General features: G+C 66.5%; 27 protein-coding genes. 19 read left to right on the forward strand and 8 right to left on the reverse strand.

Translation table 11 applies throughout. The annotated features are described in order from the left end of the window. The first annotated feature begins 31 nt into the window (after window positions 1-31). From BM060_RS01495 to BM060_RS01510, 4 genes are all read left to right on the forward strand, one after another. Window positions 32-811, forward strand: a complete 780-nt coding sequence (locus tag BM060_RS01495) for an ABC transporter substrate-binding protein (protein WP_074976648.1) — start codon at window positions 32-34, stop codon at window positions 809-811. Window positions 812-895: 84 nt separating this feature from the next. Continuing rightward, on the forward strand, window positions 896-1,621 hold the full coding sequence (locus tag BM060_RS01500; protein ID WP_009620704.1) for an ABC transporter permease: 726 nt from the start codon (window positions 896-898) through the stop codon (window positions 1,619-1,621). Further along, the gene (locus BM060_RS01505) at window positions 1,618-2,331 is read left to right on the forward strand and encodes an ABC transporter permease (RefSeq protein ID WP_074976650.1); all 714 of its coding nucleotides are present in this window, start codon (window positions 1,618-1,620) and stop codon (window positions 2,329-2,331) included. Before BM060_RS01500 ends, BM060_RS01505 begins: the two co-directional genes overlap by 4 nt. Before the next feature lie 41 nt (window positions 2,332-2,372). Then, complete coding sequence (locus BM060_RS01510; RefSeq protein WP_074976652.1) at window positions 2,373-3,137, forward strand: ABC transporter ATP-binding protein; 765 nt, start codon at window positions 2,373-2,375, stop codon at window positions 3,135-3,137. Between the two features lie 201 nt (window positions 3,138-3,338). Here BM060_RS01510 and dcd read toward each other — a convergent pair whose 3' ends face one another. Then, window positions 3,339-3,905, reverse strand: a complete 567-nt coding sequence (dcd, locus tag BM060_RS01515) for a dCTP deaminase (protein ID WP_074976654.1) — start codon at window positions 3,903-3,905, stop codon at window positions 3,339-3,341. Between the two features lie 331 nt (window positions 3,906-4,236). On the opposite strand from dcd, the gene BM060_RS01520 reads away from it, so the two are divergent. After that, complete coding sequence (locus BM060_RS01520) at window positions 4,237-4,815, forward strand: tetratricopeptide repeat protein (RefSeq protein WP_074976655.1); 579 nt, start codon at window positions 4,237-4,239, stop codon at window positions 4,813-4,815. A gap of 81 nt (window positions 4,816-4,896) precedes the next feature. Next, window positions 4,897-5,733, forward strand: a complete 837-nt coding sequence (locus BM060_RS01525) for a hypothetical protein (protein WP_074976658.1) — start codon at window positions 4,897-4,899, stop codon at window positions 5,731-5,733. A 60-nt stretch (window positions 5,734-5,793) separates the two neighbouring features. Here BM060_RS01525 and apbC read toward each other — a convergent pair whose 3' ends face one another. Then, window positions 5,794-6,888 carry an iron-sulfur cluster carrier protein ApbC gene (gene apbC / locus BM060_RS01530; protein WP_074976661.1) on the reverse strand — a complete coding sequence of 365 codons (1,095 nt, stop codon included), beginning with the start codon at window positions 6,886-6,888 and terminating at the stop codon, window positions 5,794-5,796. A 311-nt stretch (window positions 6,889-7,199) separates the two neighbouring features. On the opposite strand from apbC, the gene metG reads away from it, so the two are divergent. The 11 genes from metG (at window position 7,200) to BM060_RS01585 (ending at window position 16,693) form a co-directional block, all read left to right on the forward strand. Further along, complete coding sequence (gene metG, locus BM060_RS01535) at window positions 7,200-9,233, forward strand: methionine--tRNA ligase (RefSeq protein ID WP_074976663.1); 2,034 nt, start codon at window positions 7,200-7,202, stop codon at window positions 9,231-9,233. A 108-nt stretch (window positions 9,234-9,341) separates the two neighbouring features. Beyond that, complete coding sequence (locus BM060_RS01540; RefSeq protein WP_074976665.1) at window positions 9,342-9,587, forward strand: type II toxin-antitoxin system CcdA family antitoxin; 246 nt, start codon at window positions 9,342-9,344, stop codon at window positions 9,585-9,587. Further along, window positions 9,587-9,898 carry a CcdB family protein gene (locus tag BM060_RS01545; RefSeq protein WP_074976667.1) on the forward strand — a complete coding sequence of 104 codons (312 nt, stop codon included), beginning with the start codon at window positions 9,587-9,589 and terminating at the stop codon, window positions 9,896-9,898. The genes BM060_RS01540 and BM060_RS01545 overlap by 1 nt, the downstream gene beginning before the upstream one ends. A 43-nt stretch (window positions 9,899-9,941) precedes the next feature. After that, window positions 9,942-10,526, forward strand: a complete 585-nt coding sequence (gene rsxA, locus BM060_RS01550) for an electron transport complex subunit RsxA (RefSeq protein ID WP_043315811.1) — start codon at window positions 9,942-9,944, stop codon at window positions 10,524-10,526. After that, complete coding sequence (rsxB, locus tag BM060_RS01555) at window positions 10,523-11,089, forward strand: electron transport complex subunit RsxB (RefSeq protein ID WP_074976670.1); 567 nt, start codon at window positions 10,523-10,525, stop codon at window positions 11,087-11,089. Before rsxA ends, rsxB begins: the two co-directional genes overlap by 4 nt. Then, complete coding sequence (gene rsxC, locus BM060_RS01560) at window positions 11,086-13,383, forward strand: electron transport complex subunit RsxC (protein ID WP_074976673.1); 2,298 nt, start codon at window positions 11,086-11,088, stop codon at window positions 13,381-13,383. Before rsxB ends, rsxC begins: the two co-directional genes overlap by 4 nt. A 3-nt stretch (window positions 13,384-13,386) precedes the next feature. After that, window positions 13,387-14,424: an RnfABCDGE type electron transport complex subunit D gene (locus BM060_RS01565; RefSeq protein WP_074976676.1), complete on the forward strand. Its 1,038-nt coding sequence runs from the start codon at window positions 13,387-13,389 to the stop codon at window positions 14,422-14,424. 1 nt (window position 14,425) lies between these two features. Further along, entirely contained in the window at window positions 14,426-15,070 is a 645-nt protein-coding gene (gene rsxG / locus BM060_RS01570) for an electron transport complex subunit RsxG (protein WP_074976678.1), read from the forward strand. Further along, complete coding sequence (locus BM060_RS01575; protein ID WP_074976681.1) at window positions 15,063-15,770, forward strand: electron transport complex subunit E; 708 nt, start codon at window positions 15,063-15,065, stop codon at window positions 15,768-15,770. Before rsxG ends, BM060_RS01575 begins: the two co-directional genes overlap by 8 nt. Further along, a complete protein-coding gene (gene nth, locus BM060_RS01580; protein ID WP_074976684.1) occupies window positions 15,767-16,405 on the forward strand; it encodes an endonuclease III in 639 nt (212 codons plus the stop codon). Before BM060_RS01575 ends, nth begins: the two co-directional genes overlap by 4 nt. Before the next feature lie 108 nt (window positions 16,406-16,513). Then, a complete protein-coding gene (locus BM060_RS01585; protein ID WP_074976686.1) occupies window positions 16,514-16,693 on the forward strand; it encodes a PA3496 family putative envelope integrity protein in 180 nt (59 codons plus the stop codon). Window positions 16,694-16,785: 92 nt separating this feature from the next. Here the strand turns inward: BM060_RS01585 and BM060_RS01590 are convergent, their stop codons facing one another. The 6 genes from BM060_RS01590 to BM060_RS01615 form a co-directional block, all read right to left on the reverse strand. After that, window positions 16,786-17,325: an MBL fold metallo-hydrolase gene (locus BM060_RS01590; protein ID WP_074976688.1), complete on the reverse strand. Its 540-nt coding sequence runs from the start codon at window positions 17,323-17,325 to the stop codon at window positions 16,786-16,788. A 57-nt stretch (window positions 17,326-17,382) separates the two neighbouring features. Then, the gene (locus BM060_RS01595) at window positions 17,383-17,793 is read right to left on the reverse strand and encodes an MBL fold metallo-hydrolase (RefSeq protein WP_074976690.1); all 411 of its coding nucleotides are present in this window, start codon (window positions 17,791-17,793) and stop codon (window positions 17,383-17,385) included. Between the two features lie 9 nt (window positions 17,794-17,802). Beyond that, entirely contained in the window at window positions 17,803-18,729 is a 927-nt protein-coding gene (locus BM060_RS01600) for a SphA family protein (protein ID WP_074976692.1), read from the reverse strand. A gap of 485 nt (window positions 18,730-19,214) precedes the next feature. Then, complete coding sequence (gene gloA, locus BM060_RS01605) at window positions 19,215-19,607, reverse strand: lactoylglutathione lyase (RefSeq protein ID WP_009618415.1); 393 nt, start codon at window positions 19,605-19,607, stop codon at window positions 19,215-19,217. A 93-nt stretch (window positions 19,608-19,700) separates the two neighbouring features. Then, window positions 19,701-20,918 (reverse strand): argininosuccinate synthase, encoded by a 1,218-nt coding sequence (locus BM060_RS01610; RefSeq protein ID WP_074976697.1) that lies wholly within the window; start codon window positions 20,916-20,918, stop codon window positions 19,701-19,703. Between the two features lie 117 nt (window positions 20,919-21,035). After that, a complete protein-coding gene (locus BM060_RS01615; protein ID WP_074976698.1) occupies window positions 21,036-22,037 on the reverse strand; it encodes a flagellar protein MotY in 1,002 nt (333 codons plus the stop codon). Between the two features lie 141 nt (window positions 22,038-22,178). Here BM060_RS01615 and pyrC point away from each other — a divergent pair, with 141 nt between their 5' ends. Then, window positions 22,179-23,225 (forward strand): dihydroorotase, encoded by a 1,047-nt coding sequence (gene pyrC, locus BM060_RS01620; protein ID WP_074976701.1) that lies wholly within the window; start codon window positions 22,179-22,181, stop codon window positions 23,223-23,225. Beyond that, window positions 23,222-23,896, forward strand: coding sequence for a ribonuclease T (gene rnt, locus BM060_RS01625; RefSeq protein ID WP_074976703.1), 675 nt, complete (start codon window positions 23,222-23,224; stop codon window positions 23,894-23,896). The genes pyrC and rnt overlap by 4 nt, the downstream gene beginning before the upstream one ends. Window positions 23,897-24,133 lie beyond the last annotated feature (237 nt).

Below are 24,133 nucleotides of genomic sequence, written 5' to 3' on the forward strand. Positions count from 1 at the left end.
TGCTTGAATCAACCACCAAGGATTCCAACCGATGAAAAAAGCATGGCTGACCCTCTCCGCCCTGGTGCTGCTGGCTGGCGCCGGAGCCTTGCAGGCCAAGGAATGGAAAGAAATCCGCTTCGCCACCGACCCGTCCTACGCACCCTTCGAGTCCAAGGCGCCGGACGGCAGCCTGGTCGGCTTCGACATCGACCTGGGCAACGCCATCTGCGAGCACCTGAAGGTCAAGTGCGTGTGGATGGCCAACGACTTCGACGGCATGATCCCGGGCCTGAAGGCTCGCAAGTTCGATGGCGTGATCTCCTCGATGACCGTCACCGAGGCGCGCCAGAAGGAAATCGACTTCAGCGACAAGCTGTTCACCAGCCCCACCGCGATGATCAGCAAGAAGGGCTCGGGCCTGGAAGCCACCGCCGAATCGCTCAAGGGCAAGACCGTCGGCGTCGAGCAGGGCACCATCCAGGAAACCTTCGCCAAGGCCAAGCTGGAGCCGGCCGGGGTCAACGTGAAGAGCTACCAGAACCAGGACCAGGTCTACGCCGACCTGGTGTCCGGGCGCCTGGACGTCTCGCTGCAGGACATGCTGCAGGCCGAGCAGGGCTTCCTCACCACCGACCAGGGCAAGGGCTTCGAGATCAGCAAGCCGGTGCATGACCCGCTGATGCCGGCCGACATCGCCATCGGCATCAAGAAGGGCAACAACGAACTGCGCGAGATGATCAACAAGGGCATCAAGGCGATCCACGCCGACGGCACCTACGACAAGCTGCAGAAGAAATACTTCGGCGACATCGACATCTACAACGACTGACCCGCGCCACCGCGCCCGGCAGCCTTGGCGGCTGCCGGGCGCGGTCTATTCTGCTGATAACGCCGCACAAGGAGTTGCCTGCGCATGCTCCAGGACTTCTTCCGTACCCTGGCCGAGACCATGAGCCTCAAGGGCTACGGCTCCATCCTCCTCGACGGCACCTGGATGACCGTCAAGCTGTCGATCTGCTCGCTGCTGCTGTCGGTGACCCTCGGCCTGCTGGGCGCCAGCGCCAAGCTGTCCGGCTCCAGGCTGCTGCGCTTCCCCGCCACCTGCTACACCACGCTGATCCGCGGGGTGCCCGACCTGGTGCTGATGCTGCTGATCTTCTACAGCCTGCAGACCTGGCTGGCGGACCTGACCGACTACATGGAATGGGACTACATCGAGATCGACCCCTTCAGCGCCGGCATCATCACCCTCGGCTTCATCTACGGCGCCTACTTCACCGAGACCTTCCGCGGCGCCATCCTCGCCGTGCCGCGCGGCCAGCTGGAGGCGGCCAGCGCCTACGGCCTGACGCGCCTGCAGCGCTTCCGCTTCGTGCTCTTCCCGCAGATGATGCGCTTCGCCCTGCCGGGGGTGGGCAACAACTGGATGGTGCTGATCAAGTCCACCGCGCTGGTCTCCATCATCGGCCTCTCCGACGTGGTGCGCGCCGCCCAGGACGCCGGCAAGAGCAGCTACCGCCTGCTGTTCTTCCTGCTGGTGGCCGGAGCCATCTACCTGCTCTTCACCACTGTCTCCAACATCGTGCTCAACGCCCTTGAGCGCCGCTACGCCATCGGTGTGCGCGAGGCCCTGCGATGATCGAGTTGCTGCAGCAGTACGGCAAGGCCTTCCTCTGGACCGACGGCTACCACATCACCGGCCTGGCCATGACGCTCTGGCTGCTGACGGTGTCCATCGCCTTCGGCTTCACCTTCGCCATTCCCCTGTCCATCGCCCGCGTCTCGCGCAACCCGCTGCTGCGCTGGCCGGTGCAGTTCTACACCTACGTGTTCCGCGGCACGCCGCTCTACATCCAGCTGCTGGTCTGCTACACCGGCATCTACAGCGTGGCGGCGGTGCGCGAGCAGCCGATCCTCGACGCCTTCTTCCGCAACGGCCTGAACTGCACGCTGCTGGCCTTCGCCCTGAACACCTGCGCCTACACCACCGAGATATTCGCCGGGGCCATCCGCAACACCGCCCACGGCGAGGTGGAAGCGGCCCGCGCCTACGGCCTGAGCGGCTGGCGCCTGTACCGCTACGTGATCATGCCCTCGGCGCTGCGCCGCTCGCTGCCCTACTACAGCAACGAGGTGATCCTCATGCTGCACTCCACCACCGTGGCCTTCACCGCCACGGTGCCGGACATCATGAAGATCGCCCGCGACGCCAACGCCGCCACCTTCCTCTCCTTCCAGTCCTTCGGCATAGCCGCGGCGCTGTACCTGGTGACCTCCTTCACCCTGGTCGGCCTGTTCCGCCTCGCCGAACGCCGCTGGCTGGCCTTCCTCGGCCCCAGCCATGGCTGAACCCCATCCCGGCCGCGCGGCGGCCGTAACCTGAGGACTCCATGACCACACTGAAGATCGACGCCCTGTACAAGCGCTACGGCGACAACGAGGTGCTAAAGGGCGTGTCCCTGGAAGCCCGCACCGGCGACGTGGTGAGCATGATCGGCGCCAGCGGCTCGGGAAAGAGCACCTTCCTGCGCTGCATCAACTTCCTCGAACAGCCCGACGAAGGCCGCATGAGCCTGGACGGCGAGGAAATCCGCATGGTCGCCAGCCCCGGCGGCATGCGCGTGGCCGACGCGGCGCAGCTGCAACACATCCGTACGCGCCTGGCCATGGTGTTCCAGCACTTCAACCTGTGGAGCCACCTGACGGTGCTGGAGAACGTCACCCTGGCGCCGCGCCGGGTGCTCGGCGTGGAGCGCAAGGAAGCCGAGGAGCGCGCCCGCGCCTACCTGAACAAGGTCGGCCTGCCGGAACAGGTGGTCGGCAAGTACCCGGCGTTCCTCTCCGGCGGCCAGCAGCAACGCGTGGCCATCGCCCGCGCGCTGGCGATGGAGCCGGAGATCATGCTGTTCGACGAACCCACCTCGGCGCTGGACCCGGAACTGGTGGGCGAGGTGCTCAAGGTGATCAAGGCCCTGGCCGAGGAAGGCCGCACCATGATCCTGGTGACCCACGAAATGGCCTTCGCCCGCGAGGTCTCCAGCCAGGTGCTGTTCCTCCACCAGGGCCGCGTCGAGGAACAGGGGCCGCCGCAGGAGGTGCTGGGTCAGCCGAAGAGCGAGCGGTTGCGGCAGTTTCTCAGTGGGAATCTGAAGTGAGGGGGGGCTCAGTCGTAGGATGGGTTGAGCGAAGCGATACCCATCGCCACGGCAGCATGGGTTTCGCAGGCTCAACCCATCCTACGAAAAGCGCCACGGCGCAGCCGGCAAGATGGTCGCTGCGTCCAGGACTGCTCCGCGCCAACCGCCAGGCAACAAAAAACCGGGCCAAAGCCCGGTTTCTCGCATCCGCCTAAAGCCTCAGGCCTTGGGCAGCGTCACACCAGTCTGCCCCTGGTACTTGCCCCCACGATCCTTGTACGACACCTCGCAGGCCTCGTCCGACTGCAGGAACAGCATCTGCGCCACGCCCTCGTGGGCGTAGATCTTCGCCGGCAGGTTGGTGGTGTTGGAGAACTCCAGGGTCACGTGGCCTTCCCACTCCGGCTCCAGCGGGGTGACGTTGACGATGATGCCGCAGCGGGCGTAGGTGCTCTTGCCCAGGCAGATGGTCAGCACGTCGCGGGGGATGCGGAAGTATTCCACGGTGCGCGCCAGGGCGAAGGAGTTCGGCGGGATGATGCAGACGTCGCTGTTGATGTCGACGAAGCTCTTCTCGTCGAAGTTCTTCGGGTCCACCACCGCCGAGTGGATGTTGGTGAACACCTTGAATTCCGCGGCGCAGCGCACGTCGTAGCCGTAGCTGGAGACGCCGTAGGAGATCACCCGGCTGTCGTCGGCGCCGCGGATCTGGCGCTCGACGAAGGGCTCGATCATCCCGTGCTCCAGGGCCATGCGGCGAATCCACTTGTCCGATTTGATGCTCATGGCGGGCGTCCCGTAGCTGCTGAAAAAGAAACGCGAATCTTACCGGCAGCGCCCGTCGGCAGCAAAGGCTGCATGACCAACGTCGAAAACGCGTTGCACACGGGCCCGCCGAAGACTGTCCAGCAACACACGAATGCTGGCCGCGAGGGTAGCGGGCCAACGCGTATTTCAGATATTGCCGAGATACTTCCAACTTTTTAAGAAAAATCTCACAAGACTCAAAAGAAACTTCACCTGCACCTTGAACCGGACGTGAAAGATACTTTGCCCCCTGCCCCGCCATAAGTTGCCTACAGCGGAAATCACAATAAACGCCCCGCAGGGAACTCCCATGAATCCAAAGATTCCCCTCCTGCTGTTTCCCTTATTGCTAATTGCGTGCGCGACAAACGACCCGAAACCGGTTTGCGATGAACAAGGCTGTGGAGCACAACTGCCCCCGGCGTCATCTTCAGCTGCCGGCAATAACTCCACGGATACCGACGCGAACCGAGCCTCGAGCGCGCTCCTGTCCCTCGCCGCCACCGACCCGCGCGCGGCCTACGACCTGGGGCTGCGCTATTTCCGCGGGGATGGTGTGGCCCAGGACAGCTACCAGGCGCTGCAGTGGATGCGCAGCGCCGCGGAGCGTGGGGACCTGGAGGCGCAGAAGGCCCTCGGTGGCCTCTACCTGGGCGGCCTCGAGGAAATGGGCGCGGACCCGCAGGAAGCCGAGAAATGGCTGGCGATGGCCGCGGGCCGAGGCGATCAGGAGTCGATGCAACTCCTGGCCCAGGCCCGCGCCGCCAAAAGTTCCGAAGCCGCCTATTTCAAGTGGAAGAGCGACTGGCGGGAAATGACCCTGCGCTATTGGTACTCGGCCTATCCCTATCGCAGTTATTGGCGGGATGACAACTGGCACTGGCGCTAGCTGGAAGTCACAAGTCGAAAGTTTCCGCAACGGCAACTGGCAGAAGAACAAACACCCCCCAACACCAAACGGCAAAACAACATGAAATCAAAATCGAAGAGCATTGTTAAATACATGCTGGGCGCGGCCATTGCCGGCACATTGAATGGATGCGCGGCACTGGGCGGGGGGTTGATCTCGCCGGGGGGACAGCATGCCGGGGTTTCCGGCGCGGCGGCCGGCGGCAACAGCAACGGCGCGCAGCAATCGCTGCAGCGCTGCGACAAGCCACTGGGCACCATCGCCGTGGACGACGGGCGCGAGGCCGACTGGTACGGCCCCTTCGGCAGCGCCACGCAGATGACCTCCATCGAACCCCTGCTGCGCCTGGCGGTACAGCAATCGAACTGCTTCGTCATCACCTCGATCGGCAACCAGCGATCCGACGCCCGCCTCTCGCGCATCACCGAGATACAGCGGCTATCCGGCGAATACCGTGCCGGTTCTAAACAGCACAAGGGCCAGCGGGTCGCCGCCGACTATTACCTGGAACCGCAGATCATCATCAACGACTCCGCCATTGGCGGCCTGGCCGGAACCCTCGGCGGGCTGATCGGCAACGCCGCCATCGGCCAACTCGCCGGCGCGCTGCAAACCAAGGCCTCGGTGGTCACGCTCTCGCTGTTCGACATTCGCTCCTCGGTGCAGATCGCCGCAGCCGAAGGCAACTCGACCGCGACCAACTACGGAGCCGCGCTGGCCGGCTTCGGCGGTGGCGTCGGCGGAGGGCTGGGCGGCTTTTCCCGCACGCCCGAAGGCAAGGCCACGGTGGTCGCCTTCATCGATGCCTGGAACAAGATGGTCGTGTCCCTGCAGGACTACAAGGCCCAGAGCGTCGAGGGCGGGCTGGGCCGTGGCGGCAAGCTGAAGGTCAACTGAGGCCACCGCGGCCATGGCGTCCGGCAAATGACGAGCGCGGCCGCCAGGCCGCGCCCTTGATCAGTCCTCGCTGATGGAGATGCTCGGCATCGCCGGCGCGTCCTTCTCGCTCAGAGCGATGCGCGCGCCCACGCAGCGGGCCATTTCCTGGTAGATCATCGCCAACTGGCTTTCCGGGTCGGCGATCACCGTCGGCTTGCCGCCGTCGGCCTGCATGCGGATGGCCATGGACAGCGGCAGCGAGGCCAGCAGATCCACGCCGTACTGCGCCGCCAGCTTCTCGCCGCCGCCCTCGCCGAACAGGTGCTCGGCGTGGCCGCAGTTGGAGCAGATGTGCACCGCCATGTTCTCCACCACGCCCAGCACCGGGATGTTGACCTTGCGGAACATCTCCACGCCCTTCCTGGCATCGAGCAGGGCCAGGTCCTGCGGGGTGGTGACGATCACCGCGCCGGCCACCGGGACCTTCTGCGCCAGGGTCAGCTGGATGTCGCCAGTGCCCGGCGGCATGTCGATCACCAGGTAGTCCAGGTCGTTCCAGGCGGTCTGGGTGATCAGTTGCAGCAGCGCGCCGGAAACCATCGGCCCGCGCCACACCACCGGGGTGTTGTCGTCGGTGAGGAAGGCCATGGACATGACTTCCACGCCATGGGCCTCCAGCGGCACGAACCACTTCTGCTCGCGCACCTTCGGCCGGGTGCCCTCGGGAATGCCGAACATGATGCCCTGGCTGGGGCCGTAGATGTCGGCGTCGAGGATGCCCACCTTCGCCCCTTCGCGGGCCAGCGCCAGGGCCAGGTTGGCGGCGGTGGTGGACTTGCCCACGCCGCCCTTGCCGGAGGCCACGGCGATGATGTTCTTCACGTTGCTCATGCCCGGCACCTGGGCCTGGGCCTTGTGCGCGGCGATCTTCACGTCCACCTTCACCTGGGCCGAGTCCACGCCGTCGAGGGCTTCCAGGGCCATCTGCACGGTCTGCGCCAGGCCATTCCTGAACAGGCCGCAGGCATAGCCCAGCTCCAGGCCCAGGGCGATGCGCCCGCCCTGGATGTCGAGATCGCGCAGGTAGCCGGCGTCGAGCAGGTTCTGGCCGCTGTGCGGGTCGGTGATCTGGCGGAGGACGGCCTCCACCGTGGCGCGGGTGACGACGCTCATGGGTTCTCCCGAAAAAAGGCTGAGCACGGTAGGCGGACATTCTAACAGCAGCTGCAGGCGGCAGGCTTCAGGCGAACACGGCGCCTCGCTCCCGGCGTACGAGCGGGAACGGCTTCTCGTAGGAGCGAGCTTGCTCGCGAACAAAGTCCGCTACAGGCCCATTCGCGAGCAAGCTCGCTCCTACAGAACACCTCGGCACGACCGGTCGCCCCTACCGGCAGCTCGCCGCCTGTAGCCTATTGTGGCTTGCAGCTCGCCGCTTCCTATATAGTTACCGACTTCCCTCGATTTACCCCAATGGCCTGAGCATCATGTCCGAAAACCGCCAGATCCTCGTCACCAGCGCCCTGCCCTACGCCAACGGCTCCATTCACCTGGGCCACATGCTGGAATACATCCAGACCGACATCTGGGTGCGTTTCCAGAAGATGCGTGGCAACCAGGCGGTGTACGTCTGCGCGGACGATGCCCACGGCTCGGCCATCATGCTGCGCGCCGAGCGCGAAGGCATCACCTCGGAGCAACTGATCGACGCCGTGCGCGCCGAGCACATGGCCGACTTCGCCGCCTTCCTGGTGGACTTCGACAACTACTACTCGACCCACTCGGAAGAGAACCGCGAGCTGTCCTCGGCCATCTACCTGAAGCTGCGCGACGCCGGGCACATCGCCACGCGCCCGGTGACGCAGTACTTCGACCCGGAAAAGCAGATGTTCCTGGCCGACCGCTTCATCAAGGGCACCTGCCCGAAGTGCGGCACCGCCGACCAGTATGGCGACAACTGCGAAGCCTGCGGCGCCACCTACTCGCCCACCGAGCTGAAGGACCCGAAATCGGCCATCTCCGGCGCCACCCCGGTGCTCAAGGAGTCGCTGCACTACTTCTTCAAGCTCCCGGACTTCGACGCCATGCTCAAGCAGTGGACGCGCAGCGGCGCGCTGCAGGAGTCGGTGGCCAACAAGATCGCCGAATGGCTGGACGCCGGCCTGCAGGAATGGGACATCTCCCGTGACGCGCCCTACTTCGGCTTCGAGATCCCCGAGGCCCCGGGCAAGTACTTCTACGTCTGGCTGGACGCGCCCATCGGCTACATGGCCAGCTTCAAGAACCTCTGCGCGCGCCGCCCGGAGCTGGACTTCGACGCCTTCTGGAACAAGGATTCCAAGGCCGAGCTGTACCACTTCATCGGCAAGGACATCGTCAACTTCCACGCGCTGTTCTGGCCGGCCATGCTCGAAGGCGCCGGCTACCGCAAGCCCACCGCGCTGAACGTGCACGGCTACCTGACCGTCAACGGGCAGAAGATGTCCAAGTCCCGCGGCACCTTCGTCAAGGCGCGCACCTACCTGGACTACCTGGACCCGGAATACCTGCGCTACTACTACGCCTCCAAGCTCGGCCGCGGCGTCGACGACCTCGACCTGAACCTCGAGGACTTCGTGCAGAAGGTCAACTCCGACCTGGTCGGCAAGGTGGTCAACATCGCCAGCCGCTGCGCCGGCTTCATCCACAAGGGCAACGCCGGCTTGCTGGTGGATGCCAATCCGGCGCCGGAGCTGGTCGAGTCCTTCAAGGCCGCCGCGCCGAGCATCGCCGCCGCCTACGAAGCCCGCGACTTCGGCCGCGCCATGCGTGAAATCATGGCCCTGGCCGACCAGGCCAACGCCTGGATCGCCGACAAGGCGCCCTGGGCGCTGAACAAGCAGGAAGGCAAGCAGGCCGAGGTCCAGGCCATCTGCGCCCTGGGCGTGAACCTGTTCCGCCAGCTGGTGATCTTCCTCAAGCCGGTGCTGCCGAAGCTGGCCGAGGCCGCCGAAGCCTTCCTCAACGTCGCCCCGCTGAAGTGGAGCGACCACGAGCAGTTGCTGGCCAACCACCAGCTGAACCCGTTCAACCCGCTGATGACCCGTATCGAGCCCGCGAAAATCGAAGCCATGATCGAAGCCTCCAAGGAAGACCTCGCCGCCGCCAACCAACCCAAGGGCAATGGCGAACTGACCAAGGACCCACTGGCCGCGGAAATCAACTTCGACGCCTTCGCCGCCGTCGACCTGCGCATCGCGCTGATCGAGAAGTGCGAGTTCGTCGAGGGCGCCGACAAGCTGCTGCGCCTGTCCCTCGACATCGGCGACGAGAAGCGCAACGTGTTCTCCGGCATCAAGAGCGCCTACCCGGACCCGAGCAAGCTCGAAGGACGCCTGACCCTGTACGTGGCCAACCTGGCCCCGCGCAAGATGAAGTTCGGCGTCTCCGAAGGCATGGTCCTGGCCGCCGGCCCCGGCGGCGAGGAAATCTATCTGCTCAGCCCGGACAGCGGCGCCAAGCCGGGCCAGCGCGTGAAGTAAGCGGCACGCGCCGAACGCGACGCCGGCCCCGGGGCCGGCGTCGTCGTTTCTGCCTTGCCCGGGTACGACCATGCGCATAACCTATGCGCATCCGTCTCGGAGGTTCCCATGCACACGACCTACGATCCCCAAGCCCCGAAGAAAGCCACCAACCTCAGCCTGAACAGCGACCTGCTCAAGCAGGCCCGCGAGCTGGACGTGAACCTCTCGGCGGTGCTGGAGGAAGCGCTGGCCGACGTGGTGCGCGAGCGCCTGCGGCAACGCTGGCTGGAACAGAACCGCCAGGCGATAGACGCCTACAATCAGCATGTGGAGGGCGCCGGCGTGTTCGCCGACGACCTGCGGAGCTTCTGATGCCGCAGTTCGACCTGTACCGCAACCCCAGCCCGCGCAGCCGCGAAGACATCCCGCTGCTGCTGGACGTGCAGAGCGACCTGCTCGCCTCGCTGAACACCCGCGTGGTGATCCCGCTCAGCCGCGGCAAGGGCCTGGCCGGCATCGACCGGCTGATGCCCGAGGTGACGGTGGAGGGCGAGAACCTGCTGCTGCTCACCCCGCAGATGGCCGGCGTGGCGCGCCGCGAGCTGGGCGAGCCGGTGGGCAGCCTGGCGCACCTGCGGTTGGACATCATCGCCGCCATCGACCTGCTGATCACGGGAATCTGAGCATGCCCAAGCTCCGCCACCGCCCGGCCCGAGGCGCCCGGCCATGACCGAACTCGCCCTGATCCTGGTCAGCGCCATCCTGGTCAACAACTTCGTGCTGGTGCAGTTCCTCGGCCTGTGCCCGTTCATGGGCGTGTCGCGCAAGATCGAGACGGCCATCGGCCTGGCCCTGGCCACCACCTTCGTGCTGACCCTGGCCTCGATCTGCAGCTACATCCTGCAGCGCTACGTGCTACGCCCGCTGGACCTGGAGTACCTGCGCACCATCGGCTTCATCCTGGTGATCGCCGTGGTGGTGCAGTTCACCGAACTGCTGGTGAAGAAGAGCAGCCCGCTGCTGTACCGCGTGCTGGGCATCTTCCTGCCGCTGATCACCACCAACTGCATCGTCCTCGGCGTGGCCCTGCTCAACGCCAACAAGCCCGAGTACGGCTTCCTGCAGTCCAGCGTCCAGGGCTTCGGCGCCGGGCTGGGCTTCTCCCTGGTGCTGGTGCTGTTCGCCGCCCTGCGCGAGCGCATTGCCATCGCCGACGTGCCCAAGCCGTTCCAGGGCGCGGCCATCGGCATGATCACCGCCGGGCTGATGTCCCTGGCGTTCATGGGCTTCACCGGTCTGATCAAGCTATGAGCGCCGTGCTGCTCGCGGTCGGTGTGCTGCTGGCCCTGTGCCTGGCCAGCGGCGCCCTGCTCGGCTACGCGGCGGTGCGCTACCGCGTCGAGGGCGACCCGGTGGCCGAACAGGTCAACGCCCTGCTGCCGCAGACCCAGTGCGGGCAATGCGGCTATGCCGGCTGCAAGCCCTACGCCGAGGCCATCGCCCAGGGCGACGCGATCAACAAGTGCCCGCCCGGCGGCAGCGCCACCATCGCCGCCCTGGCCGACCTGCTCGACGTCGAGGCGCCGCCCCTGGACGCCCCGGCGCAAACCCCGCCGCGTGTGGCCTTCATCCGCGAGGCCGAGTGCATCGGCTGCACCAAGTGCATCCAGGCCTGCCCGGTGGACGCCATCGTCGGCGCCGCGCGGCAGATGCACACGGTGATCGCAGCCGAATGCACCGGCTGCGATCTGTGCGTCGAGCCCTGCCCGGTGGACTGCATCGACATGCTCGACCTGGAAGTCGGCGTGCGCGACTGGAAATGGCCGCTGCCCGATGCCCGGCTGATCGCCAGCGACCGGGAGCAGGCCGCATGAACGCCAAGGCCTGGGACTTCCCCGGCGGCCTGCATCTGCCGACCAACAAGGCACAATCCACCGCCGGCCCCATCGTCCGGGCGCCACTGCCCAGCCGGCTGATCCTGCCGCTGCAGCAACACACCGGCGCGCCGGCCCTGCCCTGCGTGGACGTCGGCGAGCGCGTGCTCAAGGGCCAGATGATCGCCAGCCCCGGCAGCGCCATCAGCGCCGCCGTGCATGCACCGACCTCCGGCACGGTGGTGGTGATCGGCGAGCAGCCTTATCCACATCCCTCCGGCCTGCTGGCCGAAGCCATCGTCATCGACGCCGATGGACTGGACGAATGGGCGCCCTTGCAGCCCTGCCCCGACTACCGCCAGGAAAGCCCCGCCGCCCTGCTGGAACGCATCCGCCAGGCCGGCATCGCGGGGCTCGGCGGCGCCGGCTTCCCCACTGCCGCCAAGCTGGCCGCCCGCGCCGCCGAGGACCTGCACACCCTGGTGATCAACGGCGCCGAGTGCGAGCCCTACATCAGCGCCGACGACATGCTGATGCGCGAACGCGCGGCCGAACTGGTGGAAGGCATCGAAATTCTCATGCACCTGCTGCAACCGCAGCAGGTGCTGCTCGGCATCGAGGATGACAAGCCCCAGGCCATCGAGTCCCTGCGCCAGGCCATCGGCGAGCGCGCCATCGAACTGCGGGTGGTCCCGACCAAGTACCCCTCCGGCGGCGAACGCCAGCTGATCCAGCTGCTCAGCGGCCGCGAGGTGCCCAGCGGCGGCCTGCCGGCGGACATCGGCATGGTCTGCGTCAACGTCGGCACCGTCGTGGCGCTGCGCGATGCGCTTATCCTCGGCCGCCCGCTGATCTCACGCATCACCACCCTGACCGGCGCCGCCCTGGCACGGCCGATGAACGTCGAGGCGCTGCTTGGCACGCCGGTCGGCGAACTGCTGGAATTCGCCGGCCTGGACCGCGGCCGGCTCGGCCGCCTGCTCATGGGCGGCCCGCTGATGGGCGTTACCCTCGGCGACCTGCAGGCCCCGCTGATCAAGACCGCCAACTGCCTGCTGGCCGCCAGCGCCGAGGAGCTGCCGGCGCCGCCCGCCGCCCTGCCGTGCATCCGCTGCGGCGACTGCGCCCAGGCCTGCCCGGCCAGCCTGCTGCCGCAGCAGCTGTACTTCTTCGCCCAGGGCGACGACCACGAGCAGTTGCAGGCCTACAACCTGTTCGACTGCATCGAGTGCGGCGCCTGCGCCTACGTCTGCCCCTCCAGCATCCCGCTGGTGCAGTACTACCGCGCGGCCAAGGCGGACATCCGCGAACTGCAGTTGAAACAGCAGAAGGCCGAACACTCGCGCCTGCGCTTCGAGCACCGCCAGGAACGCCTGCGCCGCGAGGAGCAACGCAAGGCCGAGGAACGCCAGGCCCGCCTGGAACGCGCCGCCCGCGCCCGCGAAGCCCAGGCCGCCGCGCCGGTGGCGGAAGCGCCGCAATCGGCCATCGAACGGGTGAAGTCGGAGAAGGCCGTGGGCAACGCCGGTGCCGACCTCAAGCGGCTGAAGATCGAAGCCAGCATGGCCCGCGTCGCCCTGCAGAAGGCCGAGAAGCAGTTGGCCACCCACGACACCGAACAACTGCGCGCCCAGGTCGAGGTCCTGCGCCAGGCCGCCGAGCAGGCCCGCCAGGCCCTGGAAGCCGCCGAAGCCGAACCAGCCCCCGCCGCTCCCAAGCCAGCAATCGGCGACGAAGCGGCGCTGAAGAAGGCGAAGATCGACGCCGCCATGGCCCGCGCCCAATTGAAGAAGTCCGAGAAAGCCTTCGGCGAAGCGCCCGACGAACAGCAACAGGCCCCCCTCGCCCAACTGCGCGAAGCCGCCGAACGGGCCGAGCGCCACCTGGCGCAATTGCAGGCAGCGCCCGAAGCCAAGGCGGAGCCCGCCGGCGACGGCATGGCGAACCTGAAGAAAGCCAAGATCGCCCTGGTCAGCCGCCGCGCCGAGCTGAGGAAAGCCGAGCAGGACGGCGCCGGCGATGCCGAACTGGCCCTGCTGCGCGAAGCCCTGGCCGAGGCCAAGCGCCAGCTGCATGCCGCCGAGGACGCCAGCGGCAAGCCGGCGCCAGACCTGCAACGCATCGACAAGCGCCCGGTGGACGCCGCCACCCGCGCCCTCAAGACCGAACTGGCCTACGCCCGCGCCGACCTCAAGAAGCTCGAGCGCGAAGACGCCGACCAAGCCCGCCTGGCCGCCGCGCGCGAGCGCCTGGCGGCGGCGGAAAACGCGCTGGCCGCGCGCGATACGGAGTGACCCATGGCCCTGCCGCGTTTTTCCTCGCCCCACGCCACCGGCGCCAACCGCACGCAGAAGGTCATGCTGCAAGTGCTCGCCGCGCTGGCCCCGGGCGCCCTGGCGCTGATCGCCCTGTACGGCGTCGGCACCCTGTTCAACCTGCTCTGGTGCAGCGCGGTGGCCCTGGGCACCGAGGCGCTGATGCTGCACCTGCGCAAGCGCCCGCTGGCAGTATTCCTCAAGGACGGCAGCGCGCTGGTCACCGCCGTGCTCCTGGCCCTGGCCCTGCCGCCCTACGCGCCCTGGTGGCTGAGCCTGCTGGCCAGCGCCTTCGCCTTAGTGTTCGGCAAGCACCTGTACGGCGGCCTCGGGCAGAACCCGTTCAACCCGGCGATGCTCGGCTACGTGGTGGTGCTGGTGTCCTTCCCCCTGGAAATGACGCGCTGGCCCAGCCCAGACGCCGGCCTCGGCCTGGTCGACGGCCTGTCGCGCATCCTCGGCCTGGGCGCGCCGCCGCCGGACGCCTGGGCCGGCGCCACCGCGCTGGACGTGCTGAAGAACAACCACAGCCTGACCATCGACGAACTGGCGGCGCAGAGCGCGGCCTTCGGCCACGTCGGCGGGCGCGGCGTGGAGCTGGTCAACCTGGCCTTCCTCGCCGGCGGCCTGTTCCTGCTCTGGCGCAAGCTGTTCACCTGGCACGCGCCGCTGGGCATGCTCGGCGGCCTGTTCGTCATGAGCCTGCTGTTCTGGAACGGCTCGGGCTCGGATTCCCACGGCTCGCCGCTGTTCCACCTGTTCAGCGGCGCGGCCATGCTCGGCGCGTTCTTCATCGTCACCGACCCGGTTTCCGGCGCCACCAGCAACCGCGGGCGCCTGGTGTTCGGCCTCGGCGTGGGCATCGTCACCTACGTGATCCGCACCTGGGGCGGTTACCCCGACGGCGTGGCCTTCGCCGTGCTGCTGATGAACCTGGCGGCGCCGACCATCGACTACTACACCCGCCCGCGCACCTACGGGCACAAGAAGCCCAAGCGCGGCTTCAAGCTGGGGGAATGAGATGGCCGACAGCCGCCGTTCCATGCTGAAGAACGCCCTGCTGCTGGGAGCCTTCGCGGTGCTCTGCGTCGGCCTGGTGGCGGTGGTCCACCAGTTCACCCAGGCGCGCATCGAGCAGGCCCAGCGCGAGGCGCGCGGGCGCCTGCTGCTGGAACTGCTGCCCAAGGGCAGCTACGACAACCACCCGCTGGACGCCCCCGTCGAAGTCTTCGAGCCCAAGCTGCTGGGCAAGCCGCAGCCGGCCCAGGCCTTCGTCGCCCGCCTGCAGGGCCGCGCCACCGGCGTCATACTCCCGGCCACCGCGCCGGACGGCTACAGCGGCGCCATCGAGCTGCTGGTGGGGGTCAGCGCCGAAGGCCGCCTGCTCGGCGTGCGCGTGGTGGCGCACAAGGAAACCCCGGGCCTGGGCGACAAGATCGAGCCGGGCAAGAGCAACTGGCTGCACGGCTTCGACGGCCGCTCCCTGGCCGACCCGGACGAGGCCGGCTGGAAGGTGAAGAAGGACGGCGGCCGGTTCGACCAGTTCGCCGGTGCCACCGTCACCCCGCGCGCCGTGGTCAAGGCCACGCACAAGGCGCTGCAGTATTTCGACGCGCACAAGGCCGCGCTGCTGGCGCCGGCGGCCGGAGGCGAACAACATGAATAGCTACCGCGAGATCGCCCGCCAGGGCCTGTGGCAGAACAACCCCGGCCTGGTCCAGCTGCTGGGCCTGTGCCCGCTGCTGGGCACCAGCAACTCCATGGTCAACGCCCTCGGTCTGGGCCTGGCGACCATCTTCGTGCTGGCCTGCTCCAACGCCGCCATCTCCGCGACGCGGCGCTGGGTCGGCGCGGCGGTGCGACTGCCGGTGTTCGTGCTGATCATCGCCGCGCTGACCACCTGCATCGAACTGCTGATGCAGGCCTGGACCTACGAGCTGTACCAGATCCTCGGCATCTTCATCCCGCTGATCACCACCAACTGCGTGATCCTCGGCCGCGCCGAGGCCTTCGCCGCGCGCAACGGCGTCGCCCGCGCGGCCTTCGACGGCCTGATGACCGGCGCCGGCTTCGCCCTGGTGCTGCTGGTGCTGGGCACCTTGCGCGAACTCATCGGCCACGGCACCCTGCTGGCCGACATGAACCTGCTGTTCGGCCCGGCCGCCGCCGGCTGGAAGCTGCAGATAGCCAATTACCAGGGCTTCCTGCTCGCTGTGCTGCCGCCCGGCGCCTTCCTCCTGCTGGGCCTGCTGATAGCCCTGAAGAACCGTATCGATGAAAGCCTGGCGGAACGCGCCAAGGCGCAGGCGGGCAACGTACCCGCCGCAGAGCGCCAGCGCGTCCGCGTGACCGGAGTGATCGAATGAATGCCGCCAAGCGCGCGGAGATTTTCCGCCGTCTGCAAGAAGACAACCCCGACCCCAAGACCGAGCTGGCCTACGACTCGCCCTTCGAACTGCTCATCTCGGTGATCCTCTCCGCCCAGGCCACCGACGTCGGGGTGAACAAGGCCACCGCCAAGCTCTACCCGGTGGCCAACACCCCGGAAGCCATCTACGCCCTGGGCGTGGACGGGCTGTCGGAGTACATCAAGACCATCGGCCTGTACAACAGCAAGGCGAAGAACGTCATCGAGACCTGCCGCATCCTCATCGAGAAGCACGGCAGCCGGGTGCCGGAGAACCGCGAGGACCTGGAGGCCCTGCCCGGCGTCGGGCGCAAGACCGCCAACGTGGTGCTCAACACCGCCTTCCGCCAGTTGGCCATGGCGGTGGACACGCACATCTTCCGCGTCGCCAACCGCACCAACATCGCACCGGGGAAGAACGTCCTGGAGGTGGAGCGCAAGCTGCTCAAGTTCGTGCCCAGGGAATACCTGCTGGACGCCCACCACTGGCTGATCCTGCATGGCCGCTACGTCTGCAAGGCACGCAAGCCGCAGTGTGGCAGCTGCCGCATCGAGGACCTGTGCGAGTACAAGCACAAGACTTCCGACGATTGAGTGCTATCGTCAAAAGCATCGCCGCTCATTGAAAAAATCTTTTTTACCGCCCCGAGCTTTGTCGCTATAAGGGGCGCCAAGCACACCCCGCACGTTGGAGTGATCGTTATGGCCGATAAAGAAGATCTCGAGCTCGAAGACGAAGTGAGCACCGACGATGCCGACGACAGCGTCGAAGCTGCCGCCGAAGTCGCCAAGACCAACCTCACCAAGCGCCGCATCATCGACAACTACCTCGAAGAGCGCCGCCTGCAGCGCCAGCTGTCGGACTACGATTTCGACCTCTGAGCCTTGCGCCCAAGCTGAAAAAAGCCCCGCACTTGGCGGGGCTTCGTTTTTTTCGGTTCTCACCTCCGGCACGCACGGGTGCATGCCTGCGCTCATCGGAAAACCATATTGTCATCGGCCAGCGCGATGCGCCCTCCATACAGCGCCTGCAAGCGCAGCAGCAGGTCACTGCGCGCCTCCCCGTGCGTCAGCGCGTGGGTGCCGATCAGCAGCCTGGGCTGCACCTTGGCCATCAGCGCCGCCAATTGGGTTTCCGTGGTGTGGGCATCGAGCATGTAGTCGCGCCACTCGCCGGGAAGCTTCGCGGTGCCCGCCGAGCTCATGACTTCGCTGATGACGATGTCGCTGCCCGCGAGCTTCTCTTCCAGCGCCGGCGTCAGGCGGTACGAATAGTCGCCGGTGATGGATATCACCAGGTCCGGTGTTTCCACCCTGTACCCGTAGGTCCTGCCGGGATCCCAACTACCATGGACGACCTGGAAGGCGGAAACGCGAACGTGCTCATCGGAGAAGACCGGGCCAGGAGCTGAAAACTCCTTGGTTTCCACGGTGATGCCCGCCTTGTTCTTCGTTCTCGTCGAAGCCAGGCGATAGTCTATCCACTGCTTGTTCCCCTTCAGCACGCCGCGCACCAGCGCCTCCGTGCCCGGCGGGCCATGGACCCGGGCCGGCCCCTGGCGGCCATAGATCTAGAAGCGCAGGAGAAACGCCGGCACGTCGAGAACATGGTCGCTATCCAGGTGCGTCAGGAATAGCTTGTCCATGTAGCCGGCCCCCGGATACCCGGTAGGCATCTTCCACGGTGGGAAGACCTTGCCGTCGCCGTACCTGGACAGGTTGTTCATGCTGCCGTGCCCGGCATCGAACACGTAGACGCTGTCCCTGACCACGATCGCGATCGACTGCCCCGCCTTGTTCGGCTCGAGGATGGGACTTCCCGTCCCCAGGAAGACGATCCGCGTCTGGTATTCCCTGCCCGTCCCCATCGCTCGGCCCAGGTCGACGGTGCGGTAGAGGGGAGCCTCATCCTTCGACGCAGCGACGCTCGGCAAACCGAGGACACAGAGCGACAGCAACAACAGGATCAGCTTGTTGTTCATAGCCCCTCCTCAGAAGCCCTTGTGGATATTGGCGATCACCCGGGTGCCCTGGCCCCGGTTCCTGGCATCGAACTCCTCGTACCAGGCCACTCCGAAGCCCAGCCGCGCCTGGCGATGGAAATAGGAAAAGGCCGGTCCGAGCGCCGAGACGGACTCCTTCGAACGGCTGACCCTGCGCCCGTCGAGGCGATCGTCGTTCAGCTGTTCCAGCCTGTAGCCCGCCAGGCCCAACCTGAGGCGCTCCGACAGCAGATAGCCGCTCGACAGGCTCAGGTTCATGGCGGTGCCGGGCTGCGCGCTGCGGGCTCGACCGCCGACCGGATCGTCGTTGCGGTCGCTCCAGACGTATCCGAGGTTGAAGCTGTGGCTCCAGCGCCCACTGAAGTAGGTGCCGGCGAACATGGGGTTCAGGTAGAGGTAGTTGCTCCCGACATTGACGTACCGCTTGTCGTCGTATGCGCCGGTCGGCAGCGTCAGCGCCAGGATCGACTGCAGGGTGAGCCGTCCGGAACCCAGCGGCATGTCGCGCCAGGTCAGTTTCACCGGCCGCAGGGTGATGTCCCCCACGCCGGAATCGCGCCCCTTGGCTCCGCCTTCGACATCGATGTCCGAGTGGATGACAGGCACCCTGACGGTGAAACCGTACTCGGCGCCAAATATCTTCCATGGGGTATTGAGCGCGTACTGAAAGATACTGGTGCTTATCCGGTTGTTCTTCTCCCCGGGTGTTTCATCGCCTTCGCCGTCCTTTATGTTTTCGACTGAATAGAAGTTCTGTTGGAACATCAGGTGATGCCCCGGCCTCGCCAGTCCCTCGGAGAAAAAACCACCGCCGAGATTGACCGGCGGCAGTTTCACCGGGTCGATGTTCTTTGCCAGAACGGGCTGCTGCAACATACAGCCCAGGATGCCCAAGGCCAGAAGTGACGCTTTCATTTCCATTCCTTTTCTTGTTATTCGCTACCTTCGGGCAAAGCCGTCCCTTGACCGCGATCGTCACGTCGACGAGCAGCGCACAGGAGGCTCAGGAACCGAAATGGCTATTCAATGGAGCGCCACTGGCAGCGCTCCCCCGGCTCGTCCCTGAGCAAGGCTCTGACTCAGCTATTTCCCCCGCGAAACAATGTTTCCCTGAGAAAATTGCAGGAGGCATGCCAGCTCATGGAGAAGGAAGGGAAATGCCTGTTTCAGGCATTAAACCTTTGGAATCAGCCGGTTGAATGGAAACTCGCCAAGGACCGATATGCCGGCCGGTTTTCGATGTTTCACTACCGAATAAGCGGATGAAGGGATAGGCAGGGTGAGGCGATCATGCCCACGCCCCTGCCGGTGCGCGGCTCATTCGGTAACACCCGGCGCCTGGCCGGAGGGACCAGGCGGTTCGAACATGGCGTCGGAGGCGGTCGCCCCCAGGAACGACCTCAGTCCTTGCGCTGCGGCGACAGCAGCTCGATCTTGTAGCCGTCCGGGTCCTCGACGAAGGCCAGGATGCTGGTGCCGTGCTTCATCGGGCCCGGCTCGCGGGTGATCTTGCCGCCGCGCGAGCGGATGTCCTCGCAGGCCTTGTAGACGTCATCCACTTCCAGGGCGATGTGGCCGTAGCCGGTGCCCAGCTCGTACTTGTCCACGCCCCAGTTGTAGGTCAGCTCGATGACACTGTTCTCGTCCTCGGCGCCGTAGCCGACGAAGGCCAGGGTGAACTGGCCGTCCGGGTAGTCCTTGCGGCGCAGCAGGGTCATGCCCAGGACTTCGGTGTAGAAGGCGATGGACTTGTCCATATCGCCGACGCGCAGCATGGTATGCAGCAGTCTCATGGGGGTCGTTCTCCTCATCCGGCCCGTTTCGGGCGCATAAAAGCAAACCCCGGCTCGTGGCCGGGGCTTGTCTGGCTCAGGCTGGCAAGCTTATCAGAACAGCTTGCGGCCCTTGTTCGCGGCGATGCGCATGCGCAGCGCGTTGAGCTTGATGAAGCCCGCGGCGTCGGCCTGGTTGTAGGCGCCGCCGTCTTCCTCGAAGGTCGCGATGTTGGCGTCGAACAGCGAGTCGTCGGACTTGCGGCCGACCACGATGACGTTGCCCTTGTACAGCTTCAGGCGCACCACGCCGTTCACGTACTCCTGGGAGGCGTCGATCATCTGCTGCAGCATCTCGCGCTCCGGGCTCCACCAGTAGCCGGTGTAGATCAGCTTGGCGTAGCGCGGCATCAGCTCGTCCTTCAGGTGAGCGACTTCGCGGTCCAGGGTGATCGACTCGATGGCGCGGTGGGCCCTGAGCATGATGGTGCCGCCGGGGGTCTCGTAGCAGCCGCGGGACTTCATGCCGACATAGCGGTTCTCGACGATGTCGAGGCGGCCGATGCCGTTGGCGCCGCCGATGCGGTTCAGCTCGGTCAGCACCTGCGCCGGGGTCATTTCCTTGCCGTCGATGGCGACGATGTCGCCCTTGCGGTAGGTCAGCTCGATGTAGGTCGCAGCGTCAGGGGCCTTCTCCGGGGAGACGGTCCACTTCCACATGTCCTCTTCGTGCTCGGTCCAGGTGTCCTCCAGCACGCCGCCTTCATAGGAGATGTGCAGCAGGTTGGCGTCCATGGAGTACGGCGACTTCTTCTTGCCGTGGCGCTCGATCGGGATGCCGTGGGTCTCGGCGTAGTCCATCAGCTTCTCGCGGGACAGCAGGTCCCACTCGCGCCAGGGGGCGATGACCTTGACGCCCGGCTTGAGCGCATAGGCGCCCAGCTCGAAGCGCACCTGGTCGTTGCCCTTGCCGGTGGCGCCGTGGGAGATGGCGTCGGCGCCGGTCTCGTTGGCGATCTCGATCAGGCGCTTGGCGATCAGCGGACGGGCGATGGAAGTACCCAGCAGGTACTCGCCTTCATAAATGGTGTTGGCGCGGAACATCGGGAAGACGAAGTCGCGGACGAACTCTTCTCGCAGGTCCTCGATGTAGATTTCCTTCACACCCAGGGCCTTGGCCTTGGCGCGGGCTGGCTCGACCTCTTCGCCCTGGCCGAGATCGGCAGTGAAGGTCACCACTTCGCAGTTATAAGTATCCTGCAGCCACTTGAGAATCACCGAGGTATCCAGGCCACCGGAATACGCCAGGACTACCTTCTTCACGTCCGCCATGCCATCACTCCACGGGGGGTTGTCACGAAAACCCCCGATTCTACTGCTGCGTTTCAGGAAATTACAGAGGCGCGACAGCTTTTGACGACAAAGCGACAGATTCTATCGTGAGTGCGACTAGGCGCCACGGGCTGGCGACTGGCCCGGCGGCGCCGAAGCCGGGGCGTTGCCGGCCGGGGCCTTGGCCTGCGGGGCCGCGGGCGCGGGGGCTGGCGGCACGGGCGGCATCGCGTTGGGCGCGGCGGTGGGCGCCGGCGGGGTTTCCGGCACTGCCTCGCGGGACAGGTGCAGGGTCACCCGGCGGTTGCGCGCGCGGTTGGCCTCGGAGTTGTTCTTCACCAGCGGGTAGCGTTCGCCGTAGAAGCGCACGGTGATCTGCTCCTCGGGCACGCCGTGAGCCTTGAGGTATTCCATCACCGCCACCGCTCGGCGCCGCGAGATGTCACGGTTGCTCAGGCGGTTGCCGCTGTTGTCGGAATGCCCGTCCAGCTCGATGCGGTTCACCGTCGGGTCGGCCTTGAGGTACTGCAGGACGATGTCCAGCTTGGCGCGGGCCACGGCGTCCAGGGCGTCGCCGCCGCCGGGGAAGCCGACCTGCGCCTGGCGCACCTGTTCGAAGTTCACCGGCAGCATCTTCGTCGAGCAATCCTGCAACTGCGCGTAGCCATCGGCGAAGCGCGCCGGCAGCAGGCGCACCCGCAGGTCCTGGCCGCCCGTCGCGCGCAGGCGCACCTCGGGGCTGCGCCCTTCCAGCACGCCATCGAGCAGGCGTCCGGCCTGCTGCTGGCTGCTGGTGAAGGGCACATCGCCGGCGACCAGGGCCACCGAGCCCAGGTTGATGTCGCCCTGGGTCGGCCGCCACGGCGGCGCCGCCGCCAGGAGCGTCGCCGAACCGCCGCCGGGCCAGTTGCGCTGCGGCTTGAGACGGAAGGTCGGCTGCTCGCCGGCGCGCCAGACGAACTCGCCGACGCCGAAGCCGTCCACCTGTTGCGACAGGCGGCACTCGAACTGGTCGCCCGCCGCCGTCCAGCGCGCGTTCTCCAGGCGCGTCTGGAAGGTCAGCCCCCAGGCCGGCAGACTGGCGCACAGGCCGAGCAGGAGAAAGTAGGAATGGCGCACGGACGGCTCCGGGTAATGCTGGAAAGTACCCAGGAGATATCGGACGGTCCCGGCGAAACTTGATAGCGAGTGCCGGCGGCGGGCTTTTCCGGTAGCATTTCCCCACTTCAATTCCGCTGCAAATCGTCCTCTGGTATCCCCATGTCCGACCGCCTGACCCTGCTGCGCCCCGACGACTGGCACATCCACCTGCGCGACGGCGCCGCCCTCGCCCAGACCGTCGGCGATGCCGCGCGCACCTTCGGCCGCGCCATCATCATGCCCAACCTGGTGCCGCCGGTGCGCAACGCCGGCGAAGCCGACGCCTACCGCCAGCGCATCCTCGCCGCGCGCCCGGCCGGCAGCCACTTCGAACCGCTGATGGTGCTCTACCTCACCGACCGCACCAGCGCCGAGGACGTGCGCAACGCCAAGGCCAGCGGCTTCGTCCACGCGGCCAAGCTGTACCCGGCCGGCGCCACCACCAACTCCGATTCCGGCGTGACCAGCATCGACAACATCTTCCACGTGCTCGAGGCCATGGCCGAAGTCGGCCTGCCGCTGCTGGTGCACGGCGAGGTGACCCGCGCCGAGGTAGACGTGTTCGACCGCGAGAAGCGCTTCATCGACGAGCACCTGGCCCGCGTGGTCGAGCGCTTCCCGACGCTCAAGGTGGTGTTCGAGCACATCACCACCGGCGATGCGGCGCAGTTCGTCCTGGCCGCCCCGGCCAACGTCGGCGCCACCATCACCGCCCACCACCTGCTGTACAACCGCAACCACATGCTGGTTGGCGGCATCCGCCCGCACTTCTATTGCCTGCCGATCCTCAAGCGCAACGTGCATCAGGAAGCCCTGCTCGACGCCGCCACCAGCGGCAGCCCGAAGTTCTTCCTCGGCACCGACTCGGCGCCCCACGCCCGCCACGCCAAGGAAGCGGCCTGCGGCTGCGCCGGCTGCTACACCGCCTACGCCGCCATCGAGCTGTACGCCGAGGCCTTCGAGCAGCGCAACGCCCTGGACAAGCTGGAAGCCTTCGCCAGCTTCCACGGCCCGGACTTCTACGACCTGCCGCGCAACGCCGACAGCATCACCCTGGTCCGCGAGGAATGGCAGGCGCCCGCCAGCCTGCCCTTCGGCGACCATGAGGTGGTGCCCCTGCGCGCCGGCGAAAAACTGCGCTGGCGCCTGCTGGAGGCCGGCGCATGAGCGAGGAGCATTACGAAGAAGAGTTCGACGGCAACTTCCCCCCCGGCCCGCGCCACCCCATGGCGCGCCGCTTCCGCGGCTACCTGCCGGTGGTGGTGGACGTCGAGACCGGCGGCTTCAACTGCGCCACCGACGCCCTGCTGGAAATCGCCGCGGTGACCATCGGCATGGACGAGAACGGCTACCTGTTCCCGGAACATACCCATTTCTTCCGCGTCGAGCCCTTCGAAGGCGCCAACATCGAGCCGGCGGCCCTGGAGTTCACCGGCATCAAGCTCGACCACCCGCTGCGCATGGCGGTGGCCGAGGAGCAGGCGCTCACCGAGATCTTCCGTGGCGTACGCAAGTCGCTGAAGGCCAACGGCTGCAAGCGGGCGATCCTGGTCGGCCACAACAGCAGCTTCGACCTGGGCTTCCTCAACGCCGCGGTGAACCGCACCGGGCTCAAGCGCAACCCGTTCCACCCCTTCTCCAGCTTCGACACCGCCACCCTCGCCGGCCTGGCCTACGGCCAGACGGTCCTGGCCAAGGCCTGCCAGGCCGCCGGCATGGAATTCGACAACCGCGAGGCGCACTCGGCACGCTACGACACCGAGAAGACCGCGGAGCTGTTCTGCGGGATCGTCAACCGCTGGAAGGAATGTGGTGGGTGGATGGAGGATGAGGACTGATTCTGGTTCTTGGCCCTCTGCTATGAAAAAGCCCCGCCGGTGCGGGGCTTTTTTATTGGATCGATGCCGGGGGCTGTTCGTGCCACCGGGGCGTCCGGCGTGGCCGGTGAACCCCATCGCGGACGGAGTCCGCTCCTACGCCCGTACCTCCCTGAACCTCAGGCTTATGCCGAGGTGCTCTTCGTAGGATGGGTTGAGCTTGCGATACCCATGCTGCCGTGGTGATGGGTATCGCTT

The organism is Pseudomonas citronellolis (assembly GCF_900112375.1).
Classification (GTDB): domain Bacteria; phylum Pseudomonadota; class Gammaproteobacteria; order Pseudomonadales; family Pseudomonadaceae; genus Pseudomonas; species Pseudomonas citronellolis.

Coding starts and splice junctions, on each gene's coding strand:
- BM060_RS01495 (WP_074976648.1), top strand. CDS start 32: ATGAAAAAAGCATGGCTGACCCTCTCCGCCCTGGTGCTGCTGGCTGGC.
- BM060_RS01500 (WP_009620704.1), top strand. CDS start 896: ATGCTCCAGGACTTCTTCCGTACCCTGGCCGAGACCATGAGCCTCAAG.
- BM060_RS01505 (WP_074976650.1), top strand. CDS start 1,618: ATGATCGAGTTGCTGCAGCAGTACGGCAAGGCCTTCCTCTGGACCGAC.
- BM060_RS01510 (WP_074976652.1), top strand. CDS start 2,373: ATGACCACACTGAAGATCGACGCCCTGTACAAGCGCTACGGCGACAAC.
- dcd (WP_074976654.1), bottom strand. CDS start 3,905: ATGAGCATCAAATCGGACAAGTGGATTCGCCGCATGGCCCTGGAGCAC.
- BM060_RS01520 (WP_074976655.1), top strand. CDS start 4,237: ATGAATCCAAAGATTCCCCTCCTGCTGTTTCCCTTATTGCTAATTGCG.
- BM060_RS01525 (WP_074976658.1), top strand. CDS start 4,897: ATGAAATCAAAATCGAAGAGCATTGTTAAATACATGCTGGGCGCGGCC.
- apbC (WP_074976661.1), bottom strand. CDS start 6,888: ATGAGCGTCGTCACCCGCGCCACGGTGGAGGCCGTCCTCCGCCAGATC.
- metG (WP_074976663.1), top strand. CDS start 7,200: ATGTCCGAAAACCGCCAGATCCTCGTCACCAGCGCCCTGCCCTACGCC.
- BM060_RS01540 (WP_074976665.1), top strand. CDS start 9,342: ATGCACACGACCTACGATCCCCAAGCCCCGAAGAAAGCCACCAACCTC.
- BM060_RS01545 (WP_074976667.1), top strand. CDS start 9,587: ATGCCGCAGTTCGACCTGTACCGCAACCCCAGCCCGCGCAGCCGCGAA.
- rsxA (WP_043315811.1), top strand. CDS start 9,942: ATGACCGAACTCGCCCTGATCCTGGTCAGCGCCATCCTGGTCAACAAC.
- rsxB (WP_074976670.1), top strand. CDS start 10,523: ATGAGCGCCGTGCTGCTCGCGGTCGGTGTGCTGCTGGCCCTGTGCCTG.
- rsxC (WP_074976673.1), top strand. CDS start 11,086: ATGAACGCCAAGGCCTGGGACTTCCCCGGCGGCCTGCATCTGCCGACC.
- BM060_RS01565 (WP_074976676.1), top strand. CDS start 13,387: ATGGCCCTGCCGCGTTTTTCCTCGCCCCACGCCACCGGCGCCAACCGC.
- rsxG (WP_074976678.1), top strand. CDS start 14,426: ATGGCCGACAGCCGCCGTTCCATGCTGAAGAACGCCCTGCTGCTGGGA.
- BM060_RS01575 (WP_074976681.1), top strand. CDS start 15,063: ATGAATAGCTACCGCGAGATCGCCCGCCAGGGCCTGTGGCAGAACAAC.
- nth (WP_074976684.1), top strand. CDS start 15,767: ATGAATGCCGCCAAGCGCGCGGAGATTTTCCGCCGTCTGCAAGAAGAC.
- BM060_RS01585 (WP_074976686.1), top strand. CDS start 16,514: ATGGCCGATAAAGAAGATCTCGAGCTCGAAGACGAAGTGAGCACCGAC.
- BM060_RS01595 (WP_074976690.1), bottom strand. CDS start 17,793: ATGAACAACAAGCTGATCCTGTTGTTGCTGTCGCTCTGTGTCCTCGGT.
- BM060_RS01600 (WP_074976692.1), bottom strand. CDS start 18,729: ATGAAAGCGTCACTTCTGGCCTTGGGCATCCTGGGCTGTATGTTGCAG.
- gloA (WP_009618415.1), bottom strand. CDS start 19,607: ATGAGACTGCTGCATACCATGCTGCGCGTCGGCGATATGGACAAGTCC.
- BM060_RS01610 (WP_074976697.1), bottom strand. CDS start 20,918: ATGGCGGACGTGAAGAAGGTAGTCCTGGCGTATTCCGGTGGCCTGGAT.
- pyrC (WP_074976701.1), top strand. CDS start 22,179: ATGTCCGACCGCCTGACCCTGCTGCGCCCCGACGACTGGCACATCCAC.
- rnt (WP_074976703.1), top strand. CDS start 23,222: ATGAGCGAGGAGCATTACGAAGAAGAGTTCGACGGCAACTTCCCCCCC.